Origin of the sequence: Candidatus Planktophila lacus, from assembly GCF_002288385.1 — a bacterium.
In the GTDB taxonomy this organism is placed as follows: domain Bacteria; phylum Actinomycetota; class Actinomycetes; order Nanopelagicales; family Nanopelagicaceae; genus Planktophila; species Planktophila lacus_D.
Genome location: NZ_CP016783.1, coordinates 307,600 through 330,903 on the forward strand (window position 1 = coordinate 307,600; position 23,304 = coordinate 330,903).

Here is a 23,304-nt window from a genome sequence, read left to right on the forward strand (position 1 = left end):
AAGTCCCTTTTGCTTTTCAAGTTAGTTTTTATGCACATGTAGCCCGATTTAGAAATTTCGTTAGCTAGTAATTGCATAACTTCGCTTCCGTGTTGGGGGCGTGTTGTAATTGGCAGCAATCGTGTTTACCAAACCCGAAGTGCGGGTTCAAATCCCGTCGCCTCCACCACAGTCTTAGCTGTCTCAGCTCGATCTATTGGTAATGATCAAAAGAGTTGCAGCAGATATGCATGGGAGGGCCTCGAGAGATCGAGGCCCTTTCCAATTGTTCCGGCTTATAAGGCGGATCTACATTAAGTCTCGATAAAATCACTTAGAATCAAGTTATGAGTGATCAACTACCCCCGTGTCCTGAATGTAAATCTGAATTCTCATACGAAATGGGCGAGCTACTCATCTGCCCCGAATGTGCTCACGAGTGGAACCCAACTGAAGTTGAAATTGAGACTGTTCGCGTAATTAAAGACGCTTCGGGAAACGTCCTTGTCGATGGTGATGATGTAACCATCGTGAAGGATATGAAGGTCAAGGGAAGCTCGAATACTCTGAAAGTTGGAACGAAAGTACGAGGGATTCGACTCGTCGATGGGCCTGGTGATCACGACATAGAGGCGAAGGTAGATGGTTTCGGACCAATGAATTTGAAATCTAGCATTGTGAGAAAGGCTTAAATTTTGGCTGAAGATAATCGAGGCATTCCGGCTTATAGGTCGACTCTTCATTTTAAATTAGGATTTTATAATGTCTAAGCAGCTAATGATTCTGATCTCTGGGCCATACATGTCAGGAACTAATGGCGATGAAGCGGCAATCGCTAAGAATCTCAAGGCGATGGAAGATTACGCGCTCCCAATTTTTGCCAAGGGACATCTTGCCGTCGTGGGTGAATGGCTTGCCTGGCCGGTGATTAGACAAGCGGGCGGTGATTCTCATTCATCAGATCAATTCTCCGAATACCAATACCCGGTTGCTCATAGGCTTTTAGAAAAGTGTGATGCAGTGCTGCGCATCCCCGGTGAATCTCGGGGCGCTGATCTTGAGATGGCAAAGGCAAAAGAATTAGGAAAACTCATATTTATGAGCCTTGAAGAAATCCCTGATCTGGCTTCCTGATTTAAAATAGATTTTTCAATACAATTACGATATGAAATCAATGACATGCAATCAGCTTGGTGGCGCCTGCGAGCAGGTTTTTTCTGGTGAGACTTTTGATGAACTAGCAGCTCAAAGCCAACAGCATGGCAAGGAAATGTTCGGTGCAAACGATGGGCCACATATGGCTGCAATGGGCAAGATGATGGAGCTCATGAAGACAGGTGGAATGGATTCATGGATGGCCGAACGTAAAGCTGAGTTCGAAGCACTTTAACCGTGGCCGTATTTCGACAAAAGAACGGCCTGTAATTAATTGACTCACAAGATCTACGAGATGCCAGTGGCGTCGGTTTATGTTCACTATGTAAACAAGGTAGTCCGAAAAGATCGGACTGAGGATGAGCTAATTGAGGTTATCAAGTGGCTGACGGGGTTCGACAAAAGAACTCTGAGAAAGCATCTTAAGGATGAAATCACATTTAGAGAGTTCTTCAAAGCGGCCAAGATTAATCCGAAAGCCAAACTGATCACAGGAAGTATTTGTGGCGTAAAGATTGCTGAAATTGAAGACCCACTGATGAAGAAGATTCGCTACATGGATAAGTTGGTCGATGAACTAGCCAAGGGCCGACCAATGGAGAAGGTTCTTCGCCAAGATTTATAGCCGAGTGTTTAATTTGCGCAGCGTAAAATCTCAACATAGACTTTCGCAAAGTTAAGGGGAGTACCTCGCTAACGCACCTTCGTCAATACGGATAGAAATTATCCCGGGGTTGCGACCACTTTGTGGTGAGGGAGACCTTGGCAACACTGGCCCCTTTAACGAATAGGTTTGATAATCATGAATGTAACCCTTTTAACTTGGACTGTAGTTATTGGCGTGATCACCGCGCTGATCGTTATTGATCTACTCACCGTAAGCCGTAAACCCCACGATGTAATGTTTAAAGAAGCGGCCATTTGGTCAATCTTCTACATCGGCGTCGCCATTGCTTTTGGAGTCTGGGTCTGGCAAAGCGCGGGTTCGCAATTTGGAACCGAATACTTCGCCGCTTATCTCGTGGAGAAATCTTTATCTGTTGACAACTTATTTGTATTCATAATCATCTTGGCTCAATTCAAGGTGCCATCAATATTCCACCAAAGAGTGTTGATGTTTGGCGTCATTCTTGCGCTCGTTCTCCGCGCAATCTTTATCGCAGTTGGTGCAGCAGCGCTAGCCGCCTTTAGCTTCACATTCGTGATCTTCGGTGCAATTCTTATCTGGACCGGCGTTGGCTTATTCAAGCACTGGGATGAAGACCCTTCACCTGAAGATAACGCGATGGTGCGCACCATCAGAAAACGTATTGCTATGACTGATGAATACGATGGTTCGAAGATCTTTACACGGCAAAATGGCAAGCGCATCGCCACACCTATGTTCTTGGTGATGATCGCTATCGCATCAACCGATCTACTTTTTGCGCTGGATTCAATCCCAGCGACTTTCGGTGTTACACAAGAGCCATTCTTGGTCTTTGCAGCCAATGCATTCGCGCTTTTGGGCTTACGCGCCTTGTACTTCTTGCTCAAGGGGCTGCTAGATAAGTTGGTTTACCTATCTCTTGGTCTGTCAGTAATTCTGATGTTTATCGGAATTAAGTTGATCCTGACTTACTTGCACGAAACCTGGACTGAGATTCCTAAGATCCCAACAGTTGGCAGTTTGGCTGTGATCGGATTGATTCTGCTGGTTTCAACGGTGGCGAGCTTTATAAAGGTAAAGCGAGATCCAAAGGCGCAGGCTCATGCTGGTCGCGTTACCTCTGGAAAGCATCCTGAGGCTAATAGCCAAGACTAATTTCGAATGAGTGAATTTATTGAGCCATTATGGCGTCGTGAACGTATTGCGCTAACCCGCGCACGCGGCCGTCGTAATACTCTTTGAATCGCCTATCCTCGATATACATAACAGCCAGATTCTTTTGCATTTCAGGAGAGCAGTCGTAGAACCACTTAGAAATCGCATCCCTATGGGCGATAACTGCAGCTTGTGTTTTTTCGGAATGAATATCTAGCCCATTGCCAAAGGCATATACAAAGAGTTCGGTGGCAGCCTCTTGGTCTACCTTGGCTTTTCTAAAATCTTCTTTGGAGTATTTCGAAGTCTTTGCTTGTGACTGCTCATATGCGGCGGTATTTCCCCAGCGCGCTTGAACCTCATCGTCGTATTTGGACATGCTTAATTCTAACCTCAACTCGTTTTTCGTAGCCATTCACTTGGGGTGTATGTAAACTCGCGCCATGAAATTTATCATTTTTGTAATTGATGATTTAACTAATTCTGGAACTCCGGCTGAGATGGTCGAAATCAATGCGTTCAACGACAGTCTGCGCGCCAATGGTCAATGGATTTTTGCTGGGGGATTAAGCGCACCTTCAAATGCGAGCGTGATTGATAATCGAGGAGATGCAGGAATCGAAACTGGCAAGCCGTTATTTGATGCAAAGGAAAACTTCAGCGGATTCTGGTTGATTGAGGCAGCAAGTGCTGAAGTTGCAAAAGAGCTAGCACTTGCGGGTTCTAAAGCATGTAATCGCAAAGTCGAACTTCGCCCACTTCTTTAATGCAACGAACACTCATGAACTTGATTAGAAAAATTCTTCCAATACTTGGATTGGTAATTGGAGCGCTAGCGCTAGTTTCTGGCGAAGCCGATGATTCACCTGGACTACAGGGTCTGGGTTTGGCGCTGATACTTTGGATTAACTATCGATTTTGGAAGAAACGCCAGCAATCAAAGGGGTGAAAACACCCATTCTCGTATCAGTTGCTGAGACTCAAGGATCTGGCCTGGTAGAAGTTTTGATAGAGTCCAAATCATTAAGCGTTAGTTAGAGGAGTGCAAAATGTCTGAAAATTCAGGTAAGTGTCCAGTTGTTCACGGTTCGAATACTGAAGTTGGCGCATCTAATGTCAACTGGTGGCCAAAGAATTTAAATCTAGATATTTTGCATCAGCACGATACAAAATCTAATCCGCTCGGTGAAGATTTTGATTATCACGAAGAGCTAAAGACGCTCGACTTTGCAGCGCTCAAAAAAGATCTTCACGCGTTAATGACAGATAGCCAACCTTGGTGGCCTGCGGACTGGGGACATTACGGCGGCTTAATGATTCGTATGTCATGGCATGCCGCCGGTACTTACCGCACGACCGATGGTCGTGGTGGTGGCGGAACTGGAAACCTTCGCTTTGCACCACTTAACTCTTTTCCAGATAACGTAAACCTCGACAAAGCTCGTCGTATTCTCTGGCCGATTAAGCAGAAGTACGGAAACAAAGTTAGCTGGGCAGATCTATTGGTTCTCGCCGGAACAATTGCTTACGAGTCAATGGGTCTAAAGACATTTGGTTTCGGTTTTGGACGTACTGATATTTGGCACCCTGAGAAAGATATTTACTGGGGTCCTGAGACCGAATTCTTGGCGCCAAGTGATGCGCGCTATAAGGATGTTAAAGATGCCAGCACAATGGAAAATCCATTAGCAGCAGTTCAAATGGGTTTGATCTACGTAAACCCTGAAGGCGTAAACGGAAAGTCTGATCCATTGCTGACTGCTCAACATGTTCGCGAAACATTTGCGCGTATGGCGATGAATGATGAAGAAACAGTTGCGCTAACAGCAGGAGGTCACACCGTAGGAAAAGCACATGGAAACGGTGATGCTTCACGACTCGGACCAAGCCCAGAAGGTGCAGACATCTCTGAAGCAGGTCTTGGCTGGATGAACCACACAACTCGCAGCATTGGCCGCGACACTGTTTCAAGTGGAATTGAAGGAGCTTGGACTACGCACCCAACTAAATGGGATGGCGGATACTTCGAACTTCTCTTTAAGTACGACTGGGAGTTAAAGAAATCTCCAGCGGGAGCAACGCAATGGGAGCCAATCAATATTGCCGAGGAAGATAAGCCGGTAGATGTTGAAGATCCATCAATTCGCTATAACCCAATGATGACTGATGCCGATATGGCGATGATCAAGGATCCGATTTATCTTGAGATCTCAAAGCGTTTCCACGCAGATCCTGCCTACTTCAGCGAAGTCTTTGCGCGCGCTTGGTTTAAGTTAACCCACCGCGATCTTGGCCCAAAGGTGAATTACTTTGGACCAGATGTTCCAAAGGAAGATTTAATTTGGCAGGATCCAATTGCTCCTGGCTCAACTTCTTACGATGTTGCAGCAGTTAAAGCAAAGATTGCAGCGACAGGAATTTCCGTTTCTGATCTTGTTGCAACCGCCTGGGATAGCGCTCGCACATTCCGAGGTTCAGATAAGCGCGGAGGCGCAAATGGATCTCGTATCCGCCTTGCACCGCAGAAAGATTGGCAAGGCAACGAGCCAGCGCGCTTAGCGAAGGTACTCGCAGCACTTGAGCCAATTGCAAAGGATTCTGGTGCGAGCATCGCCGATGTAATTGTCTTGGCCGGAAACGTCGGAATCGAAACCGCAGCAAAGGCTGCTGGCTTTGATATCACCGTTCCATTTGCAGCAGGTCGTGGAGATGCAACAGCAGAACAGACAGATGGTCATTCATTTGCACCACTTGAACCAATTCATGATGGATTCCGTAACTGGTTGAAGCAGGAATACTCAGCTAAGCCTGAAGAACTACTTCTTGATCGCGCTCAACTGATGGGGCTAACTGCGCCAGAGATGACTGTATTAATGGGTGGCATGCGTGCGCTTGGAACAAACTACGGCGGCACAAAGCATGGTGTGTTCACAGAAAAAGTTGGAACACTTAACACCGACTTCTTCAGCGTGCTAACCAGCATGACCTACATCTGGGAGCCAGCAGGCGAAAACGTTTATAACTTACGCAACAGAACAACTGGCGAAGTTAAATTCACTGCTACTCGCGCTGATTTGGTCTTCGGATCTAACTCAATCTTGCGTGCATATGCTGAGGTTTACGCCCAGAGCGATGGCCAGGCAAAGTTCGTTAAGGACTTTGTAAACGCCTGGACAAAGGTGATGAACGCCGACCGCTTCGACCTAAAGAGATAATTTACTTATCTGGATTAGGAACAGTTACATCTCGAACAAATGCTTCGAGATCGTTAACTGATTGTAAGAAGCCGCGCAAAGTGCGAAGAGTTGCACCGAAGTTGGTGAACTCATCGACCTTAAGTCCGCCGACGTCATACATTTTGTTGAACTCTGGCAGCATCTGAAGCGTCTTTAGAATCGTTGGGTCAACTGGCTCTTCGATGCTATTTAGATTCGGAACAAGCCCTGCCTTGTTGATCTTTACCTGCCAAGCATATGGAGGTGAGATAACAGAGTCTCCACCAAGAATTTGGCTCCAATGCATGTGATTGCGAAATGCTGCAGATAACAAACGAGTGCGATAGCCACGCTCTTTGTAAACCTGGTGTGCATGCTTAAATACGGCAACGCCAGCCCATTCCATAACGCCTGGATCGATCATCGCGCCAGATTTTTCTGCTGAAACCTTTACCCAGTCATCAACGCGACCAACCATGATCGTGCAGACCGGACCCATCTGTGAGATATCTAAACCTTCTGCTTCACGGCGCTTAAGACCGCGCTCAATCGCTTCGGCTACTGCAATAGTTTGTGCAACCGAGAATGAAACAGTCGCATTCAAACTCACGCCTTGGTAGGTAGCTTCTTCAAATGCGCTAATCGCCTCTGAAGTAACAGGAATCTTCACAATAATATTCTTGGCTAACTTTGAAAACACAACTGCTTGTTCAGTTAGAGCCTTGGCATCACGGAAGTTACGTGGATCTGTTTGAATAGATAGACGACCATTGCGACCATTCTGCTTCTCAAACTCTGGCTCAAATATCTTTGCTGCATTAATTGAAAGCTCTTCAACCATCGCCCAGCCGATTTGATCATCAGTTGCAGTTGGGTGGTTCTTTGCATACTCCTTAATGCGCCCAACCCAATATTCCTTATCGGCCTTAATCGCACTTAGCGCGATTACCGGGTTACATGTCGCCCCAACAATTCCCCAAGTCAGCGCATCCATTAACTCTTTTGGATCGGCTGAGTCGTTCCAAAGAACTGTTTTGGAGTTCTCTTTCATATAAAGGAAAGGTGATTGAGTCATATTTCTATCTTAGTAGATTCCGCCTTTATGCCATAAAGTTTCAACTATGAACTTTGAAATGCGCCCTTACAAGCCAGAAGAATTTGAGCGCGCCTGCCAAGTTCGCGGCCTTGAAACCAGCGAAGCGCAACAGAGATTTAAAGCGCGCTTTGATTCCTCAGGTACCTGGCTTGATCACTATCTGCATTTTGCCCTAGTGCGTGATGGGAAATTGATTGGCGATATTCAGCTACGCCATTGCGACAAAACGATGCCTGATGGATCCGGTCATATTGGTCTTGATATCGCAGAAGATGAACGTGGCAAAGGTGCAGGTACTGCAGCGCTTGATTTGGCGTGGGAATGGGCGATTGCCAATGGTTTTCATCGCCTAGAAGGCTCTACTTCTGAAGGAAATGTAGCGATGCAGAAAGCATTTGAAAAAGCGGGCTGGGAATATGAAGGTCGACTTAAGAAACTTTTTATGCACGATGGCGTTACAGAGGATTACTTGTCTTTTGCAAAAACTATCTAGTCAATAGCCATCTCTTTCGTTCACTTTCCGAAAACTTCTCAATCGAATAACGCAGCGCTGTTCTGGGCATTTCGGTGCAATGTTCTTGCAAGAAAGCCCTGAGCAAACCAGGATCTCGCTTGCCCATCTCTCGCAAAAGCCAGCCGACCGCCTTATGCATTAAATCTTGATTATCTCCAAGGTGTCGCTCTGCCATTTCGTAAGTTGGTTCGAGATCGCCAGCGCGAAGAAAGGCGAAGGTAAAGACGACAGAAACGCGACGTTCCCAGAGAGATTTACTCTTGGCCAACTTATTTAGGACCGCCATTGGATCTTCTAGCTGGAGTAAATACTCGCCCAAAGTCGGCGCAGTCACATCAACTAAATCCCAGTTGTTAATGTTGCCAGCTTTCAGCTCCCTTAGATAGAAGTTGAAGAGCTTCTTCTTCTCATTTAAATCCCTAGATCTTTTAAATTGATTTGTGAGGATGATTAGCCCACAGAGACGAACCTCGTGTATATCTGAATTGGTAAGTTTTGCGATCTCATTGAGAGGCAACTCTTTGAATCGTGCAGCGACTTTGCGAGTTTGAGGAACAACTACTCCAATGAAGACATCGCCTTCAGCGTATTCACCGGGGCCGGTCTTAAAGAAACGTTGCAACTCAGCGGCTTTTCCAACAGATGACAGGGCTTTGAGATCTGCAATGACCTGTTTTGCGCTCATATCTAGATTCTATTCGCTATTCTTTTAGTTAAGAACTTTTGGCTTTACTAATTCGGTTATGGGGTAGCGATGTTTGAGGCGATTTTTCTTGGCGCGCTCCAAGGGCTAACCGAATTTCTCCCGATTTCATCCAGTGCGCACATTCGGATCGCTGGAGAGCTATTTGGAACGAACTCCGATCCTGGTGCGACATTCACTGCGATAACTCAAATTGGTACCGAACTTGCCGTACTCATCTATTTCCGCAGAGATATTGTTCGGATAATCAGCGCATGGTTTAGCCAGATTTCCCGCAAAGAATTACAGGCTTCTGAAAAATCAGATGCGCGAATGGGTTGGTTGATAATTCTTGGCACATTACCAATCGTGGCCTTGGGCTATTTCGGTCAAGAGATCATCCGAAATGATTTCCGCTCACTCTGGCTGATTGCGTCCACTCTCATAATCTTTGGTCTGATCCTTGGATTTGCAGATAAATATGGAAAGACAGAGCGCCAACTCCATCAATTAACTCCTGTGCATGGCGTTTTATATGGAATTGCGCAATCACTTGCACTGATCCCAGGCGTTTCCCGCTCAGGTGCAACTATCGCAATGGGTCGATTCATGGGATACAGCCGCGAGGCAGCGCTGCGTTATTCATTTTTATTGGCTTTGCCCGCGGTATTTGGAAGTGGGTTTTATGAGTTGAAGAGCGCCTTTGACGAGACTGCATCAGCGCGAGTATTTTCACTTCCAGAAACCTTCATGGCGACTGCAGTTGCCTTTGTAATTGGTTACGCAGTAATCGCCTGGTTATTGAAGTATGTGACTACCAAGAGCTTTGCGCCCTTCATCATCTACCGAATCGCTCTGGGTTCATTATTAATTCTCCTTCTCTCACTAGGGGTTATCTCATGAGCGCTAATTGGTCGGGCACTGTAAATTTTCGAGATGCGCAGCGGGTAGCACCAACGTCAGTTGAGGAGCTACAGGAGTTTGTCTCCAATTCTGCACGAGTTCGTGCACGTGGCAGCGCGCATTGCTTCAATGACATTGCAGATACTTCTGCAACGGCGATCACCTTTGAGAACATGCCTTCAGATATTGATATCAATAAAGAGAAGAAAACTGTCCGAGTTCCAGCAGGGATGAAATACGGAGAGCTAGCAGTTGCTCTGCACGATCGAGGCTGGGCGATACATAACATGGCTTCGCTTCCTCATATATCTGTTGCTGGTGCTGTTGCGACAGCAACCCACGGATCTGGCGTTGGAAACGGAAATCTTGCGACAGCGGTTGAAAGCCTAGAACTAGTTTTACCTGATGGATCGCTCAAGCGAATTTCTAAAGGCGATGCAAGTTTTGAAGGTTATGTAGTAGGCCTAGGTTTAACTGGCGTTGTAGTTAATTTAGATCTGGCAATTGAGCCAACATTTAATATTGCACAAACTGTTTATCGTGGAATGTCTCGCGAAAGCTATGCTGCAAACTTAGATGAAATTATGAGCCTTGCTTACAGCGTTAGTTACTTCACCACCTGGGCTGCTGCAGGTGGGGGAGAAGTCTGGGCGAAGTTTAAATCTGGAACAACAGCGCCAACCGAATTGTTTGAGGCATATCCAGCAACATCGAACCGACATCCACTGCCGGGTTTAAACCCTGAACCTTGCACCGAACAAATGGCTGTAAGTGGACCATGGCATTTACGTTTGCCGCATTTCAAAATGGAGTTCACACCAAGTGCCGGCGATGAAATTCAAAGCGAGTTCTTCGTTGTGCGCAAAGATGCACCAGCAGCAATCGCAGCACTTGAGAAAATTGCGCCACAGATAAATGAGATTCTCTGGGTAACCGAAATCCGTGCCGTTGCAGCAGATGACCTATGGATGAGCCCGCACTATCAGCGAGATTCAATTGGAATTCACTTTACGTGGAAGAAAGTTGATGCGGTCTATGAAATGGTTAAAGTTGTCGAAGCAACGCTTGCGCCATTTGGCTATCGCCCACACCTAGGTAAGGTCTTTTCGGCAAGCCCAGAGTATTTCGCGTCTGTGATGCCAAAGATTGAAGATTTCAAGAAGCTTGTCTCAGAAATAGATCCGACCAATAAATTTGGGAACGAGTTCACCAATCGACTTATTGGCCCTTAAATCTCGAGTTTGTAGCCCAAACCTCGGATCGTATGAATGATCTTGGGATTTGCAGGATCTTCCTCGATCTTCGCGCGCAAGCGCTTGATGTGTACATCTAAGGTCTTGGTATCACCGAAGTAATCATTACCCCAGACGCGGTCAATTAACTGGCTACGAGTTAGTACTCGGCCGCTATTGCGCATTAAAAATTCAAGGAGTTCAAACTCCTTAAGCGGGAATGTAACCGCGACTGAATTAACTGTTACTTGGTGCTTATCTAAATCCATACGAACTGATCCGGCAGTTAAGAGCGCACCTTCTTCTAGCGCAGCGCTATCACCAGAGTTACGGCGCATTACCGCTTTCATTCGCGCCAGCAATTCTCGCGAGGAGTAAGGCTTTGTTACATAGTCATCAGCGCCCAGTTCTAGCCCAACGACCTTATCGATCTCAGAATCTTTCGCGGTCAACATAATTATCGGTACTTGTGAAGTTGAGCGAATTACTCGACAGACTTCCGTTCCTGAAACCTCGGGGATCATCAGATCTAAAAGAATTAGATCTGGGTTAAAACTTTGAAAGCGCTCAATTGCCTCGGCGCCATTTACCGCTACTTCAACTTCATAGCTCTCTTTCTTAAGAAGATACGCCAGAGCATCGGAGAAGGAGATTTCATCTTCAACAATCAGAACTTTTGTCATGCTTCATCCTCTTTAATTGATTGAATTGGAAGCCGGATTGAGAATGTGCTTCCTACATTCTCTGAACTCCACACCGAAATTTCTCCGCCATGCTTTGAAACGATGTGCTTAACAATTGATAGACCCAAGCCGGTTCCACCTGTTTCGCGCGACCTGGCTGGATCAACGCGATAGAAACGTTCAAATATTCTTTCAATTTCAGCATCCGCAATGCCAATTCCTTGATCAGCCACTGAAATCGTCACGATATCTTTATCGATACTTGTACTCACCGAAACCTGTGTATTTGGTGGTGAGTAATTAACTGCATTCTCAATCAAATTATGAACCGCCATAGTTAGCTGCTCGCGGTCTCCCAAAACTCTACTATCAATACTCTCTGCAAATGTTAGAGAGATTGCACGAGAATCAGCGGTGGTTCGACATTGATCTAACGCCTCTTTGAGCAAGTCATTAACTGAAAGTAATTGCGCTTCTTGCAACGGGTCAGAATCTTGAACTCGGGAGAGCTGAATAATCTCTTGAACTAGATCTGTTAATCGTTTTGCTTCAATTTGCATTCGGCTTGCAAACTTAGTCACCGCTTCTGAGTCATCTTTTGCGCCGAGCACTGCCTCACTAAGTAAAGAGAGCGCGCCAATGGGCGTCTTTAGTTCGTGTGAAATATTTGCAACAAAATCTCTACGAACTTCATGAACACGTTGTGCTTCACTTTCATCGCGAAGTAGGACCAAGACTAAGTTGTCTTCGGAAAGTGGAATCACATTGACTGTGATCTCGCGCTTTCCTTCACCGATTGGTCCCCGCGCAATTTCAACGGTTCCGGTTTGCTTTAAATTTGTGCGACGAACAACTCGAACCGAAGCAAGTAGCTCTTCGCTCTGAATCCGACCATCTTTTAAAACGCCTAAATTCTCAGCTTCGGAATTGGCGTAGATAGCGATCTCACCCGGGGCGAGAATCAGGCTGGCGCCATCGAGTTGGCTTAGGGTTCTAAGCAATAACTCAGGCAGTTCACGCTCATCACGTTCGGCCAAACTCTTCTCGCGGCGCCACATGTCTAAACTCTATAGCCCCAGCGCATCTTATTCTAAGCAGTTCACCTTGCGTTAACCATCTCTTGGGCAGCCGTTAATCCGCTCCACCTACCGTGCGCACCATGCCTTTAATTAGATCTGTATTCCAAGACGAGCTAGATGGCGTCTCCCAAACTCTCTTCGAACTAAGCGTCATGGTCTCTGACTCAATGGCTAAAGCAACTCGCGCCATCATGGAGAAGAATCTGCAGCTTGCCGAAGAAGTTATTTCTTACGATGAGAATATTGACACCGTCCAACACGATTTAGATGCACGCATTATCGACATCATTGCGCGCCAACAACCAGTGGCGTCAGATCTTCGTGCACTTGTTACCGCACTTCGCATGTCAGCAGACCTTGAACGTATGGGAGATCTTGCACACCACGTTGCCAAGGTAGTCCGTCTGCGCCACCCAGCCCCTGCCGTGCCTGATGCAGTTGTTAATTTGATTGAAGCTATGGGCGTTGCCGCCGAGAAGATTGCAACAAAGACCGGAGTTGTTATTTCAACTCGCGACACTGTGATGGCTGCCCAGGTTGAAAAAGATGATGACGAAATGGATTTGCTCCATCGTCAATTGATTTCAGCGCTAATCGCTCCAACTTGGGAACACGGAGTTGAAACTGCGATTGATTTAACATTACTGGGTCGTTACTACGAGAGATATGCAGATCATGCTGTATCAGTTTCACGTCGCGTAATCTTTTTGGTAACTGGAAAGTTTGCCTAAAGTGTCACAAACGACCACGATTCCAAGCCCACGAGAACTTTCAACCGAACCCCGTCGTTCGGATAAGGTATTTCGTGGAGTTGTAACTAGTGGAGGTCTTTCTTCGCTAGTTATTTTGGGCTTGATCGCGCTCTTCTTGTTCTACCGCGGCTATGAAGTCTTGCGCGAAGAAGGCTTGAGTTTTATAACAAGTCCGGAATGGACCATCACACTGGATGAATCTGCCAACGTAGTCGAAAGTAATTTTGGGCTCTCTGCAATGCTAGTTGGAACCATTCTCTGCTCACTAGTTGCAGTTGTAATTGCAGTGCCAATTTCGGTTTTCTCAGCGCTTTTTTTGAACTTTTATGCACCGCAGTGGATGAAGAAGATCCTGGTTGCGATCATTGACATGATGGCCGCTTTTCCATCAATCCTCTTCGGTATTTGGGGCTTCTTGGTTTTAATGCCTAGCGTTGAATACTGGGGCAAGCTGATCAATAAGTACTTAGGTTGGATTCCGATCTTTCAGGTCGAACCTTACTTTTTCACACGCTCACCATTTGTTGCAGGCGTAGTTCTTGCAATCATGATCATTCCAATCATCACATCAGTTTCACGCGAAATATTTGCCCAAGCACCGCTTGATCGCATCCAAGCAGCCTTTGCTCTTGGCGCAACTCGTTGGACCATGATCAAGGCAGTTGTAATTCCGCATGGTCGTAGCGGTGTAGTGGGTGGAGCGATGCTTGGCCTCGGTCGCGCAATGGGAGAAACAGTTGCCGTATACACAGTGCTGAATATCGTCTTCCAGATTAACTGGTATGTATTGCTTGGTGCAGGTGGAAACGTTGCATCACTAATTATTCTAAAGTTTGGCGAAGCCAGCGAGTATGAAATCAAAGCTCTGATGGCTGCTGGCTTAGTGCTCTTCTTCCTCACTCTCTCAGTCAATGCGATTGCGAATGTAATTGTTAAGCGAACAGGAAAGTCGGGACGATGAGCGCAGTAGCTACTCCGCAGAAGCCTTGGGCTAAGAAGCCGGCTGATCGAATTCGCGAGACTTCATTTCTTCTTGGATCGCTAGCTTTCTCATATGGATTTGTTGCCGCAACAGAGATGAAAGGAAAGTTGGCCTACGGATTTATCTTCTTCGTAGCCTATGCAGTGCTTTCATCAACTTACTCATTCATAACAAGAGGCGCACCAGCTGCCAAAGATGCTTTCGTTAAAACACTTGTTGCCTTGGGCGCCGTTTTAACGGTCCTTCCGATAAGCAGCATTCTCTTTACAGTGCTTCAAAAAGGCTTGCCAGGCCTTCACTTCGGATTGCTCAGCAACGACATGTCGATGGCTACTTCAACAGATCCAATTCCAACAGGTGGCGTCTTACACGCAATCACCGGAACGCTAACTTTGGTTGCGCTTGCATTGGTTATGAGCGTTCCCCTTGGAATTTTGACAGCTCTCTATCTAACTGAAATTAAGGGAAAATTTGCTGGACCAATTAGATTCTTGGTTCAAGCAATGTCGGGTGTTCCTTCAATTGTCGCCGGCCTCTTTATTCTTTCTGCCGTTCTCTATCCAATAACAAAAGGCTTTTCTGCTTTGATGGGCGCACTAGCGCTAACCATCTTGATGATTCCAACGATTGCTCGAACATCAGAAGAAGTTTTATTGCTTATTCCAAATGATCTCCGTGAAGCCGGGACAGCTTTAGGCGGAACTCAGTGGCGCACGGTTGCAATGATCGTTCTTCCAGCAGCGCGAAGTGGCTTGATGACTGCAGTGATTTTGGGTGTTGCTCGTATCGCCGGCGAAACCGCACCGCTCTTGTTGTTAACAGGTGGTGGGGACAAGGTAAATCCAAATCCATTTAACGGCTCGGTCGGATCTCTTCCTTATTACATCTGGAAAGCCTTTAACGCCGGTTCTCCTGAAGCGATTACACGCGCTTGGGCCGGTCTCTTAGTTCTGATGGTCCTTGTTCTACTTCTCTTCACTTTGGCTCGTGCACTAACTTCACGAAAGGTTTCCTAATGATCCAGACTCCGGAAAGCGAGAAAGAAATGTCAACTCCTACGCAACCTAGTTCGCTAGCAAGTGTGGCTAATGCAAAGGCGCCACGGACTCAAGCCAGCACCGCGCAAGGTACTGGTCTAGAAACTCGCGGCATTCACGCCTGGTTTGGGAAGAACCATGTTCTCTCAGATATCAACCTAGATTTCACAGCAGGATCAGTTACCGCGCTCATCGGACCTTCTGGCTGCGGTAAGTCAACATTTATCCGCACGATCAACCGTATGCACGAATTTATTCCTGGCGCAGCGATGGCCGGTGAAGTACGACTCGATGGCAAAGATATTTACGCACCGGGCGTTGATGTTACGAAGATTCGTCTACAGATCGGCATGGTTTTCCAGAAGCCAAACCCATTCCCATCAATGACTATCGGTGAGAACGTACTTTCTGGTTTAAAGCTGGCGCAACTCAAAGTAGATAACAAGGAAGAACTTCTTGAGTCTTGCTTAGTTCGTGCTGGCCTTTGGAATGAAGTTAAAGATCGCCTCGATGCACATGGTGGATCACTCTCTGGTGGTCAGCAGCAGCGTCTCTGCATCGCTCGTGCGCTTGCAGTAAGCCCACAGGTACTTCTTATGGATGAGCCTTGCTCGGCACTTGATCCAGGATCAACCTTGCGTATTGAAGAAACTATCCGCGAACTCTCAGATTCGATGACGATCGTGATCGTGACTCACAATATGCAGCAAGCAGCCCGCGTATCTGACTACACCGCATTCTTCTTATCTGATGGCGGTCCTGGCGAAATGATCGAAGTCGCCCGCACCAGTGAGATCTTCTCGCAACCTAAGGACCAGCGCACCGAAAATTACGTCACCGGCCGCTTCGGATAGTCGTAACCTGCTGTTCACCTAAAGGTTGACCAACGTTTGCCTCATAGGACCAATTAGTTAACCCGGGATACATAGTTTTCTCCTTGTTCGTCACCTATTTCAAACAAGGGGAAATTAATGAAAGTTTCAATGCTCGCAAAATCTGCAGCAGTAGCACTTGCCTTTGGGTTGGTAACTTCAACTCCAGCTCACGCAGTTGATCTATCAGGTTCAGGCGCATCATTTCCTGCGCTTCTAATCGAAGCTTGCAAGGCTCCATTTGCAACAGCTTCAGGACATTCATTTACATACGCATCATCTGGTTCAGGTGCAGGTCGCACGAACTCAGATAAGTCAATTGGAGATTTCTGGTTCTCAGATGCAGCGCACACAGCAGCAACAAAGCGTGCGAGCATTATTCACGCACCAGTAGTTGCAGCACCAATTGGAATTCTTCACAATCTTCCATCACGTAACACACTTTCACTTTCAGCATCGACAATCGCTGGAATTTTCTCCGGAGCAATCACACGTTGGAACGATCCAGCGATCGTGAGAGATAACAACCGTGCATACGACAAAATTGTCTACAAGACAAAGAATGGCGCTGTGGTTAAGGATTCAAAGGGCGACCCAATCGTTGCCAAGAAGATCGCAACTACAACTCGCTACACACTTCCAGATAAGCCAATCAAGGTTGTCTACCGTTCAGATTCATCAGGTACAACAGAGAACTTCACTAACTACCTAAATAAGTCAGCCCCAACAGTTTGGACTAAGGCTAAGGCTGCAGTCTTCACAACTTCATTCCCAGGAAATATCAATGCTCCTGAGAACTTGGGACGTATCGTTGGAGCATCATCATCAACAGGCGTTTCACAGCTTGCTGGTAAGACTCCTTACTCAATCACTTTCGCTGAAGTTAACTACGCTGTAGCAAATAAGTTGAAGGTTGCACACGTAATCAACAACGCAGGTAACGCTGTTGAGCCAACATCGGTTACAACATCAGCATTCTTGTCACAAGCATCAATTGATGCAAACGGAATCATGTCATTTGATTACGCAACAAAAGAGGCTGGCGTTTACACACTAGGTATCGTCTCTTACATGTTGGTTGACACTGCTTACACAGATAAGACAAAGGCGGCTGCTGTTAAGTCACTTGCATCATTTATCTTGAGTCCAGCATGCGCAAAGGACAAGGGCGAAGCTCTTGGCTTCAGCGTTCTAGATGGAGCTTTCCTTAAGAAGGCTCAAGAGCTAGTAGCTAAGATCGGTTAATTTTTAACCTATCCACGAGGGGAGAACGGCCAGGGAAACCTGGCCGTTTTTCTTTTCCCCTAAACTCAACTCATGCTTATCCGCCTAGCAACTCCCGAAGATACTTCTGATATTCATCGCTTGATATACGAATTAGCGGTCTATGAAAAAGCACCGGATGAAATGGTTGCGACGATCGGACAAATAGAGCAATCCTTGTTTAACAGCCACCCAGTTGCCTTCTGTCATGTTGCTGAAGTTGATGGAAAAATTGTTGGCATTGCGCTCTGGTTTTTAAATTACTCAACCTGGCTTGGCAAACCTGGCATCTATCTTGAGGACCTTTTTGTGCAGCCGGAATATCGCGGCCACGGAATCGGTAAAGGATTTATGAAGACCTTGGCCCAGCTCTGCGTTGAACGCGGATACGAGCGTTTTCAGTGGTGGGTTTTGGATTGGAATACGCCATCAATTGATTTCTATAAATCACTTGGGGCTGTGGCGATGGATGACTGGACTGTCTTTAGACTTTATGGAGATGCGTTAAAGAAATTTGCTAGCCAGTCGTAATTACTTCTTTACGACTCTGTAACTCTTTAGCGTTGGATCAGTGGCGTAGGCAATGCGAACACCCGCTTTTTGAGATGCACTTAGCCCGCTGACAATCTGCTCTGTCAGAACTTCGCCTGGAGCAACGACTGCAACCCCAGGTGGATATGGAGCGATGAGATCTGCTGAGATGCGTCCAATCGCATCGCTTGAGTCAACCATTTCGGTCCTTGCAAAGTAGGCATCACGCATCGAAGTTGCAATCTGTGGCACAACTGACCAACTCAGCGCAGTTGCGCTCTGGCGTGGTGCGTTCTGTAACTTCTTAAGAATTGGTACCAAAGTCATGGCAAGTGCCTGGAAATCTTCTTTGGTATCGGCCAAGGTTGCTAAGAAAACTATGGTGTCGTTATCTGCCATCTCAACCCGAATACCTTGCGCAATTAGGGCGCGCTCAATTTCAACGCCTGCAGCACCAAGTTGTTGTACGCGCAGCACGATCTTGGCCGGATCGAATCTTCCCGCAGGAAAGTCACTCGGATTTAAGAAGATTGGTAGGTCAAAGTTTGCCTGCACTGCCAATTTAAACTGCGCCACATTTTCCATTAGGGCGCCCAGTAATTCAGGACCGCGAGTTTGTAGGAGCGCCCGAACCGCATCAATTGAAGCCAGGGGAGCGCCAGCCGGTGACGTTGTATGCGTAGTTTCAAAGCTCTGCTCAAGTCTTTCGGCACTTATGTATTTAGTTTTAGCAAGCAGCAACGCAGAGGCGCTATATCCAGGAAGCGCCTTATGAACGCTAGTAATTAAAGCATCTGCACCCTGTGCAATAACGTGCTGTGGCAGGTCGGGATGAAATCCAAAATGTCCGCCCCAAGCAGCATCAACGATTACCGGAATAGATTTTTCATGCGCCGCAGCAATCAAAGGTTTTAAGTCAGAGAGCGTTCCGAGATAACCGGGTTCCGTTAATAAAATTGCGATGGGGTTTTCTTTAAGCGCGCGTTGTAATTCGGTTACGGCAATTCCAATCGGCACACCTGTTGCACTATCAAGTTCGGGGTTCATCCAAATTGGTTCTAACCCTGCAAGTACTAACGCGCTTAAAACTGAGCGATGAGCGGTGCGCGATACTGCAACTTTATCTCCAGGTTTTCCAAGCGCCAGGATGACTGCTTGGTTGGCATGGGTTGATCCACCCGTTGAAAAACGTGCAAAATCTGCGCCCCAGAATTGCGCTGCAATCTTTTCCGACTTTGCCAAAATCTGATTGGTTAATTTGATTTCATCTAAACCACCGTAAAGAGGGATATCAGAATCAACTACGGCGCCTAATCCAGCATCGATCTGTGAAGCTCCTTGTTTATGTCCAGGGATTGTGAAGGGAGTGTGATCTGCCTCAAAGTAAGACAGGTATGCATCAAGCAGCGGAGCGCTGCGACGTAGTTCAGAATTATTCTCCACTGTCTGAGCCTAACTCGTTGCGCCGCAGAAGTTAAAAAGAGGCTCTACAATTTATCCATGACCTCAAAGGACCCTCTCCCGCAATCACGTCACTTGGCTACCGCTATTCCAGGGCCAAAGTCGCAGGAGTTAATCGCTCGTCGTAAAGAGGCAGTTTCAGCAGGTTTAGGAATGGCAATTCCAGCGTTTATCGAACGCGGTGAAGGCGCAATCCTGCAAGATGTAGATGGCAATCGCATTATTGATCTTGGTGCAGGAATCGGCGTTGTAAACGTTGGAAATGCTGCACCTCGCGTTGTTGCACGTGTTACTGAAGCCGTGCAGGCATTTACACATACCAACTTCACGACCGCTCCATATATGGGTTATGTCGAAGTCTGCGAAGCACTTAATCGCTTAACGCCAGGCACCCATAAGAAGAAATCTATTTTGCAAAACTCTGGTGCAGAAGCTGTTGAGAATGCGATCAAGATTGCGCGTCACTCAACTAAGCGTCCAGCAATTATCGTCTTTGAACATGCTTATCACGGTCGCACCAACTTAACTATGGCGCTGACCGCTAAGAACGTTCCTTACAAAGAAGGTTTTGGTCCATTTGCTAACGAGATTTATCGCATGCCGATGCCTTACTCATTCCACTATGAAGGCAACCTGGCAACGATGGCGCAGGATTATCTGGACATTGTTACTTCAAAGATCGAAAAAGAAGTTGGCGCACATAACGTTGCCGCAATCATCATTGAACCAATCATGGGTGAAGGTGGATTTATCGTTCCACCAAAGGGATTCTTGCCAGGACTTGCAAAGTTCGCAACTGAGCACGGAATCGTTTTTATCGCTGATGAAGTTCAGACCGGATTTGCTCGTACCGGAGATCTCTTTGCTTGCGAAGATGAGGGCGTTGTTCCTGACATGATCGTTACCGCAAAGGGAATCGCAGGTGGCTTGCCACTTGCTGCAGTTACTGCCCGCGCGGAAATTATGGATTCATCACACGTTGGTGGACTCGGCGGAACCTACGGTGGAAACCCAATCGCATGTGCAGCAGCGCTTGGTGCGATTGAAACTATTGAAGAAGAAAAACTTGTCGAACGCGCCCGTCACATTGGAAAGATTCTTAACGAATCACTGTCTGCGCTGGCCAAGAAATATCCAATCATCGGCGAAGTTCGCGGTCGTGGTGCAATGCAAGCGATCGAACTCGTTGAGGCCGGAACCAAGAACCCAAACCCTGCTGCCATGGCTACGGTAATTAAGTATTGCCAGAGCAAAGGCGTTCTCATTCTTACCGCCGGCACTTATGGCAACGTCATTCGCTTCTTGCCACCGATCGTAATTAGCGATGAATTGCTTAAGGATGCGCTCGGCGTTCTGGAAGAAGCTTTCGCCACCCTCTAAATTCACCCGCTTGCCTCACCCTACTAGGGTGATTTCTACTAGCCATTTCGCCCCTTCATGCCTCACCCTTAGGCGTGGCTCCACATCGCGTTAACTTGGGTCAACCCGCTGGGGTGATCCCTGGGGTTGGGCTCTCTCGCACCTTGCCTCCAGTATTGCCCCCAAACTTTCTATCTAGAAAAGAAATACTTGCTGAAGTTGCAATAGATCGTGCTGGCCTGACTTTGATTTCGGCGCCATCCGGATTCGGAAAATCATCGCTCGTAGCCGAGTATTTAACCAGCGTTAGCCACCCAGTTATTTGGTACACCGCAAGCGAACGTGATGGAAGTGCAGATTTTTACGCGCACCTACTGCAAGCAATAAGAAATGTTTTACCTGATTTCGCTCCTTGGTTCACGGGCCCTGAAGATATTTCTTCTCCTGATTTGCTTGGGAGAATCTTCGGCGAAATTGGAATTACAGGAAAACACTTTGTAATCGTTTTTGATAGCAACAGAATGGCAATCGCAGATGATGAGGCCTTATCAAATCGAGTGATAGATCTTCTTCCACAAAATGTACATACAATTGTAATTCGACGGAATAGCCCAGCTGCCAACTATTCGAGTTTAACAAATATGCCAAATTTTAGGGCTTACGGATTAAATGATTTGAAGTTAAGAGACGAAGAAGTCGAACAGATAGCTAGATTTTATGGAATTTCCCCTGATGACGAAGAATCCTTCAAGATTCTCAATTCTGCTCGAGGTTGGCCGGCTGCGGTAAATCTCATTGCCTCAAATATAAGTAGAGGCGTAAAGATAAAGTCAGTGGAAGAAATTGGAAGCTATTCTGCGGAACCACTAAACTTAATTGTTGCCGAGTTATTACGATCACTTGATCCTACAGACCGCGAGATGCTTGAAACTCTCTCCATTTTCGAAGAGTTTTCTGTAGAAGCAGCAGAAATTGCGCTTCAAGATAAATTCTCACTGGCTAAATTAAATTCCTTTGCAACCGAGGCGCTATTTCTAATTCATACCTCTGATTCTGTTTACAAGTTTGCTCTAAATCCGTTAATACGGACATCGCTACTTTTACAGTCAAAATCAAATAGCCAGGGTAGAAAAAATTTGCATTCGAGGTTGAGCAAGCACTTCCAAGATAAACAGGAGCATATAAAGTCTTTGCATCATGCCAAGGAATCTGGTGATGCATCGCAGTACCGTTCGCTCTTTCGCGAAAGTATGCGAAATCTAATTGCCACTGGACGAGGCAAAGAGTTGATTCTCATGTCCTCAATAGTTGGCGATGCTTCGAAAGAAGGGCTGCTTAAGCGCCAGACCGTCCAACTCATCGGCTATGCAGCAGATTTTCAATATGAAAACGCACAGAGCCTCATGGGAGAAATGCGTTTTGCCGCTCGCGACTCCGAAATGGAGCCCTTCATAGACAAGTTTATTGCTGCTGTAAATATCTACATTGATTTCGCGCTTGGTCTGACAGAAGAGCTAGAGATTGATTATGGGAGAGTTCGCCGTGAAGATGATTCACCGCTAGATCTTGGTCTAGCAGATAAAATTTCAATTCTTCGCATCATGTCTGCCAAGGAAGTTATTTATGACAACTCAACTGAACTAGAGTCAATTCAAAAAGAAGCATATGAGATAGCCGGTAATGATAATTCGAATTTAGTTTTGTATTTGTTAAATGCTATTGAAGCTTCAACCTTACTTAGTCGTGGAGAGTTTAAAGATGCTCTTCTAATTTCAAACAATGTGATTGCGCAAGCATCGCGATATGGATACTCAGGTATTTTCGGCCCACTTGATGCGATGTATGTTCGGGCACGTTGTTTATTGGAATTTTCACAAGTCACTGAATGCATGACACTTTTTGAACAGATGAGAAACTTGGCTAATTCATGGTCACAACCGATCTGGTGTTTCATAGCGGAGAGTTTCTTGGCTCGAGATTTGGCGCTTAAAGGTAAGAGTCAGGCAGCGCTGGAAATAGTTCGTAGAGGTCGAGACCGCGCTGCTGCAATGCACCTTCGAAATGGTCTTATTACATATTGCGACTTGACTGAAATGTTTATCAAATACACGATGAAAGACTGGGAACGTGTTGGTGTACTTCTGGACCGCTTGCCCGACTTCCTAGTAGTACAGCGAATAAGACCAATCCACGCCCAGCAAACTGGAAGGAAATCTCCGGCCTTTGTAGTCTCTGAGCTTCCTAATTTGACTGCGAAAGATCAAATCTACAAATTACTTTCAGAGACTGAGGAGAATATTGATAAAGAAAAGATTGCTGTTGAGTCGATGAAAAAGGCGCTTGAAATAGGCGCACGCGTTGGTGCTAAAGAGACTTTTTTGCGCCAGGATGCTGAGAAACTTAATTTGATCATCAAGATCGCTACCGAAAAACCAACTGTTTATCTTGAAGAATTAGCCTCGCTCATTACATCGCGCCTAAAGGAGAGGTCGGAAAAAACTGCAAGCCTTAACGCCGCTCTAACCAAACGCGAATTAGAAATCTTGCGCCACTTGGCAGCGGGGGCGCCGATAAGTGCGATTGCAACCAATCTCCATGTTTCGATTAACACGATGAAGACCCACCTAAAAAATGTTTATCGCAAAATTGGTGCATCGGGTCGGGATGATGCTGTTGCTAAGGCGAAGAGCCTTTATATTCTCTAG

General features: G+C 46.4%; 25 protein-coding genes and 1 tRNA gene. 20 read left to right on the top strand and 6 right to left on the bottom strand.

Annotated elements, in window-relative coordinates; translation table 11 throughout:
* Nucleotides 1–94: 94 nt before the first annotated feature.
* The 6 genes from A1sIIB60_RS01520 (at nucleotide 95) to A1sIIB60_RS01545 (ending at nucleotide 2,938) form a co-directional block, all read left to right on the top strand.
* A tRNA-Gly gene (locus tag A1sIIB60_RS01520) sits at nucleotides 95–169 on the top strand.
* Nucleotides 170–326: 157 nt separating this feature from the next.
* The gene (locus A1sIIB60_RS01525) at nucleotides 327–671 is read left to right on the top strand and encodes a zinc ribbon domain-containing protein YjdM (protein ID WP_095677118.1); all 345 of its coding nucleotides are present in this window, start codon (nucleotides 327–329) and stop codon (nucleotides 669–671) included.
* Between the two features lie 70 nt (nucleotides 672–741).
* A complete protein-coding gene (locus A1sIIB60_RS01530) occupies nucleotides 742–1,113 on the top strand; it encodes a hypothetical protein (RefSeq protein ID WP_223298698.1) in 372 nt (123 codons plus the stop codon).
* 31 nt (nucleotides 1,114–1,144) lie between these two features.
* Nucleotides 1,145–1,369, top strand: a complete 225-nt coding sequence (locus tag A1sIIB60_RS01535) for a DUF1059 domain-containing protein (RefSeq protein ID WP_095677119.1) — start codon at nucleotides 1,145–1,147, stop codon at nucleotides 1,367–1,369.
* A 60-nt stretch (nucleotides 1,370–1,429) separates the two neighbouring features.
* Nucleotides 1,430–1,759 carry a DUF2200 domain-containing protein gene (locus A1sIIB60_RS01540; RefSeq protein WP_420021913.1) on the top strand — a complete coding sequence of 110 codons (330 nt, stop codon included), beginning with the start codon at nucleotides 1,430–1,432 and terminating at the stop codon, nucleotides 1,757–1,759.
* A gap of 177 nt (nucleotides 1,760–1,936) precedes the next feature.
* Entirely contained in the window at nucleotides 1,937–2,938 is a 1,002-nt protein-coding gene (locus tag A1sIIB60_RS01545; protein WP_190277187.1) for a TerC family protein, read from the top strand.
* Between the two features lie 16 nt (nucleotides 2,939–2,954).
* Here A1sIIB60_RS01545 and A1sIIB60_RS01550 read toward each other — a convergent pair whose 3' ends face one another.
* Complete coding sequence (locus A1sIIB60_RS01550) at nucleotides 2,955–3,317, bottom strand: TipAS antibiotic-recognition domain-containing protein (protein WP_190277189.1); 363 nt, start codon at nucleotides 3,315–3,317, stop codon at nucleotides 2,955–2,957.
* A 64-nt stretch (nucleotides 3,318–3,381) separates the two neighbouring features.
* On the opposite strand from A1sIIB60_RS01550, the gene A1sIIB60_RS01555 reads away from it, so the two are divergent.
* From A1sIIB60_RS01555 to katG, 3 genes are all read left to right on the top strand, one after another.
* A complete protein-coding gene (locus A1sIIB60_RS01555; RefSeq protein ID WP_095677122.1) occupies nucleotides 3,382–3,705 on the top strand; it encodes a YciI family protein in 324 nt (107 codons plus the stop codon).
* The gene (locus tag A1sIIB60_RS07230) at nucleotides 3,705–3,887 is read left to right on the top strand and encodes a hypothetical protein (RefSeq protein ID WP_150131906.1); all 183 of its coding nucleotides are present in this window, start codon (nucleotides 3,705–3,707) and stop codon (nucleotides 3,885–3,887) included. The genes A1sIIB60_RS01555 and A1sIIB60_RS07230 overlap by 1 nt, the downstream gene beginning before the upstream one ends.
* 100 nt (nucleotides 3,888–3,987) lie before the next feature.
* Nucleotides 3,988–6,153 carry a catalase/peroxidase HPI gene (katG, locus tag A1sIIB60_RS01560; protein ID WP_095677123.1) on the top strand — a complete coding sequence of 722 codons (2,166 nt, stop codon included), beginning with the start codon at nucleotides 3,988–3,990 and terminating at the stop codon, nucleotides 6,151–6,153.
* A gap of 1 nt (nucleotide 6,154) precedes the next feature.
* Here katG and A1sIIB60_RS01565 read toward each other — a convergent pair whose 3' ends face one another.
* Complete coding sequence (locus A1sIIB60_RS01565) at nucleotides 6,155–7,228, bottom strand: transaldolase family protein (protein WP_095677124.1); 1,074 nt, start codon at nucleotides 7,226–7,228, stop codon at nucleotides 6,155–6,157.
* A gap of 46 nt (nucleotides 7,229–7,274) precedes the next feature.
* Between A1sIIB60_RS01565 and A1sIIB60_RS01570 the strand changes: the two genes are divergently transcribed.
* Nucleotides 7,275–7,742, top strand: a complete 468-nt coding sequence (locus A1sIIB60_RS01570) for a GNAT family N-acetyltransferase (RefSeq protein WP_095688878.1) — start codon at nucleotides 7,275–7,277, stop codon at nucleotides 7,740–7,742.
* Here A1sIIB60_RS01570 and A1sIIB60_RS01575 read toward each other — a convergent pair.
* Nucleotides 7,735–8,448 (bottom strand): DNA alkylation repair protein, encoded by a 714-nt coding sequence (locus tag A1sIIB60_RS01575; protein ID WP_095688879.1) that lies wholly within the window; start codon nucleotides 8,446–8,448, stop codon nucleotides 7,735–7,737. The two genes, A1sIIB60_RS01570 and A1sIIB60_RS01575, sit on opposite strands and share 8 nt — an antisense overlap.
* A 69-nt stretch (nucleotides 8,449–8,517) precedes the next feature.
* Here A1sIIB60_RS01575 and A1sIIB60_RS01580 point away from each other — a divergent pair, with 69 nt between their 5' ends.
* Entirely contained in the window at nucleotides 8,518–9,348 is an 831-nt protein-coding gene (locus A1sIIB60_RS01580) for an undecaprenyl-diphosphate phosphatase (protein ID WP_095688880.1), read from the top strand.
* Entirely contained in the window at nucleotides 9,345–10,580 is a 1,236-nt protein-coding gene (locus tag A1sIIB60_RS01585) for an FAD-binding protein (RefSeq protein WP_095688881.1), read from the top strand. The genes A1sIIB60_RS01580 and A1sIIB60_RS01585 overlap by 4 nt, the downstream gene beginning before the upstream one ends.
* Here the strand turns inward: A1sIIB60_RS01585 and A1sIIB60_RS01590 are convergent.
* Nucleotides 10,577–11,263: a response regulator transcription factor gene (locus A1sIIB60_RS01590; protein ID WP_095688882.1), complete on the bottom strand. Its 687-nt coding sequence runs from the start codon at nucleotides 11,261–11,263 to the stop codon at nucleotides 10,577–10,579. The genes A1sIIB60_RS01585 and A1sIIB60_RS01590 overlap by 4 nt on opposite strands.
* Entirely contained in the window at nucleotides 11,260–12,321 is a 1,062-nt protein-coding gene (locus A1sIIB60_RS01595) for a sensor histidine kinase (RefSeq protein ID WP_095688883.1), read from the bottom strand. The genes A1sIIB60_RS01590 and A1sIIB60_RS01595 overlap by 4 nt, the downstream gene beginning before the upstream one ends.
* Nucleotides 12,322–12,422: 101 nt before the next feature.
* Between A1sIIB60_RS01595 and phoU the strand changes: the two genes are divergently transcribed.
* From phoU to A1sIIB60_RS01625, 6 genes are all read left to right on the top strand, one after another.
* The gene (gene phoU, locus A1sIIB60_RS01600) at nucleotides 12,423–13,073 is read left to right on the top strand and encodes a phosphate signaling complex protein PhoU (protein ID WP_190277192.1); all 651 of its coding nucleotides are present in this window, start codon (nucleotides 12,423–12,425) and stop codon (nucleotides 13,071–13,073) included.
* A gap of 1 nt (nucleotide 13,074) precedes the next feature.
* Nucleotides 13,075–14,055, top strand: a complete 981-nt coding sequence (gene pstC / locus A1sIIB60_RS01605; protein ID WP_190279216.1) for a phosphate ABC transporter permease subunit PstC — start codon at nucleotides 13,075–13,077, stop codon at nucleotides 14,053–14,055.
* Complete coding sequence (gene pstA / locus A1sIIB60_RS01610) at nucleotides 14,052–15,092, top strand: phosphate ABC transporter permease PstA (RefSeq protein ID WP_095688885.1); 1,041 nt, start codon at nucleotides 14,052–14,054, stop codon at nucleotides 15,090–15,092. Before pstC ends, pstA begins: the two co-directional genes overlap by 4 nt.
* The gene (gene pstB, locus A1sIIB60_RS01615; RefSeq protein WP_095688886.1) at nucleotides 15,092–15,967 is read left to right on the top strand and encodes a phosphate ABC transporter ATP-binding protein PstB; all 876 of its coding nucleotides are present in this window, start codon (nucleotides 15,092–15,094) and stop codon (nucleotides 15,965–15,967) included. The genes pstA and pstB overlap by 1 nt, the downstream gene beginning before the upstream one ends.
* Before the next feature lie 117 nt (nucleotides 15,968–16,084).
* Complete coding sequence (locus tag A1sIIB60_RS01620; protein WP_095688887.1) at nucleotides 16,085–17,230, top strand: substrate-binding domain-containing protein; 1,146 nt, start codon at nucleotides 16,085–16,087, stop codon at nucleotides 17,228–17,230.
* 72 nt (nucleotides 17,231–17,302) lie between these two features.
* A complete protein-coding gene (locus A1sIIB60_RS01625; protein WP_095688888.1) occupies nucleotides 17,303–17,779 on the top strand; it encodes a GNAT family N-acetyltransferase in 477 nt (158 codons plus the stop codon).
* Here A1sIIB60_RS01625 and A1sIIB60_RS01630 read toward each other — a convergent pair whose 3' ends face one another.
* Nucleotides 17,780–19,222 carry an aminotransferase class I/II-fold pyridoxal phosphate-dependent enzyme gene (locus A1sIIB60_RS01630; RefSeq protein ID WP_095688889.1) on the bottom strand — a complete coding sequence of 481 codons (1,443 nt, stop codon included), beginning with the start codon at nucleotides 19,220–19,222 and terminating at the stop codon, nucleotides 17,780–17,782.
* A 57-nt stretch (nucleotides 19,223–19,279) separates the two neighbouring features.
* On the opposite strand from A1sIIB60_RS01630, the gene gabT reads away from it, so the two are divergent.
* On the top strand, nucleotides 19,280–20,620 hold the full coding sequence (gene gabT / locus A1sIIB60_RS01635) for a 4-aminobutyrate--2-oxoglutarate transaminase (protein WP_095688890.1): 1,341 nt from the start codon (nucleotides 19,280–19,282) through the stop codon (nucleotides 20,618–20,620).
* Nucleotides 20,621–20,694: 74 nt separating this feature from the next.
* Nucleotides 20,695–23,304 carry a helix-turn-helix transcriptional regulator gene (locus tag A1sIIB60_RS07295; protein ID WP_223298699.1) on the top strand — a complete coding sequence of 870 codons (2,610 nt, stop codon included), beginning with the start codon at nucleotides 20,695–20,697 and terminating at the stop codon, nucleotides 23,302–23,304.

Coding starts and splice junctions, on each gene's coding strand:
- A1sIIB60_RS01525 (WP_095677118.1), top strand. CDS start 327: ATGAGTGATCAACTACCCCCGTGTCCTGAATGTAAATCTGAATTCTCA.
- A1sIIB60_RS01530 (WP_223298698.1), top strand. CDS start 742: ATGTCTAAGCAGCTAATGATTCTGATCTCTGGGCCATACATGTCAGGA.
- A1sIIB60_RS01535 (WP_095677119.1), top strand. CDS start 1,145: ATGAAATCAATGACATGCAATCAGCTTGGTGGCGCCTGCGAGCAGGTT.
- A1sIIB60_RS01540 (WP_420021913.1), top strand. CDS start 1,430: ATGCCAGTGGCGTCGGTTTATGTTCACTATGTAAACAAGGTAGTCCGA.
- A1sIIB60_RS01545 (WP_190277187.1), top strand. CDS start 1,937: ATGAATGTAACCCTTTTAACTTGGACTGTAGTTATTGGCGTGATCACC.
- A1sIIB60_RS01550 (WP_190277189.1), bottom strand. CDS start 3,317: ATGTCCAAATACGACGATGAGGTTCAAGCGCGCTGGGGAAATACCGCC.
- A1sIIB60_RS01555 (WP_095677122.1), top strand. CDS start 3,382: ATGAAATTTATCATTTTTGTAATTGATGATTTAACTAATTCTGGAACT.
- A1sIIB60_RS07230 (WP_150131906.1), top strand. CDS start 3,705: ATGCAACGAACACTCATGAACTTGATTAGAAAAATTCTTCCAATACTT.
- katG (WP_095677123.1), top strand. CDS start 3,988: ATGTCTGAAAATTCAGGTAAGTGTCCAGTTGTTCACGGTTCGAATACT.
- A1sIIB60_RS01565 (WP_095677124.1), bottom strand. CDS start 7,228: ATGACTCAATCACCTTTCCTTTATATGAAAGAGAACTCCAAAACAGTT.
- A1sIIB60_RS01570 (WP_095688878.1), top strand. CDS start 7,275: ATGAACTTTGAAATGCGCCCTTACAAGCCAGAAGAATTTGAGCGCGCC.
- A1sIIB60_RS01575 (WP_095688879.1), bottom strand. CDS start 8,448: ATGAGCGCAAAACAGGTCATTGCAGATCTCAAAGCCCTGTCATCTGTT.
- A1sIIB60_RS01580 (WP_095688880.1), top strand. CDS start 8,518: ATGTTTGAGGCGATTTTTCTTGGCGCGCTCCAAGGGCTAACCGAATTT.
- A1sIIB60_RS01585 (WP_095688881.1), top strand. CDS start 9,345: ATGAGCGCTAATTGGTCGGGCACTGTAAATTTTCGAGATGCGCAGCGG.
- A1sIIB60_RS01590 (WP_095688882.1), bottom strand. CDS start 11,263: ATGACAAAAGTTCTGATTGTTGAAGATGAAATCTCCTTCTCCGATGCT.
- A1sIIB60_RS01595 (WP_095688883.1), bottom strand. CDS start 12,321: ATGTGGCGCCGCGAGAAGAGTTTGGCCGAACGTGATGAGCGTGAACTG.
- phoU (WP_190277192.1), top strand. CDS start 12,423: ATGCCTTTAATTAGATCTGTATTCCAAGACGAGCTAGATGGCGTCTCC.
- pstA (WP_095688885.1), top strand. CDS start 14,052: ATGAGCGCAGTAGCTACTCCGCAGAAGCCTTGGGCTAAGAAGCCGGCT.
- pstB (WP_095688886.1), top strand. CDS start 15,092: ATGATCCAGACTCCGGAAAGCGAGAAAGAAATGTCAACTCCTACGCAA.
- A1sIIB60_RS01620 (WP_095688887.1), top strand. CDS start 16,085: ATGAAAGTTTCAATGCTCGCAAAATCTGCAGCAGTAGCACTTGCCTTT.
- A1sIIB60_RS01625 (WP_095688888.1), top strand. CDS start 17,303: ATGCTTATCCGCCTAGCAACTCCCGAAGATACTTCTGATATTCATCGC.
- gabT (WP_095688890.1), top strand. CDS start 19,280: ATGACCTCAAAGGACCCTCTCCCGCAATCACGTCACTTGGCTACCGCT.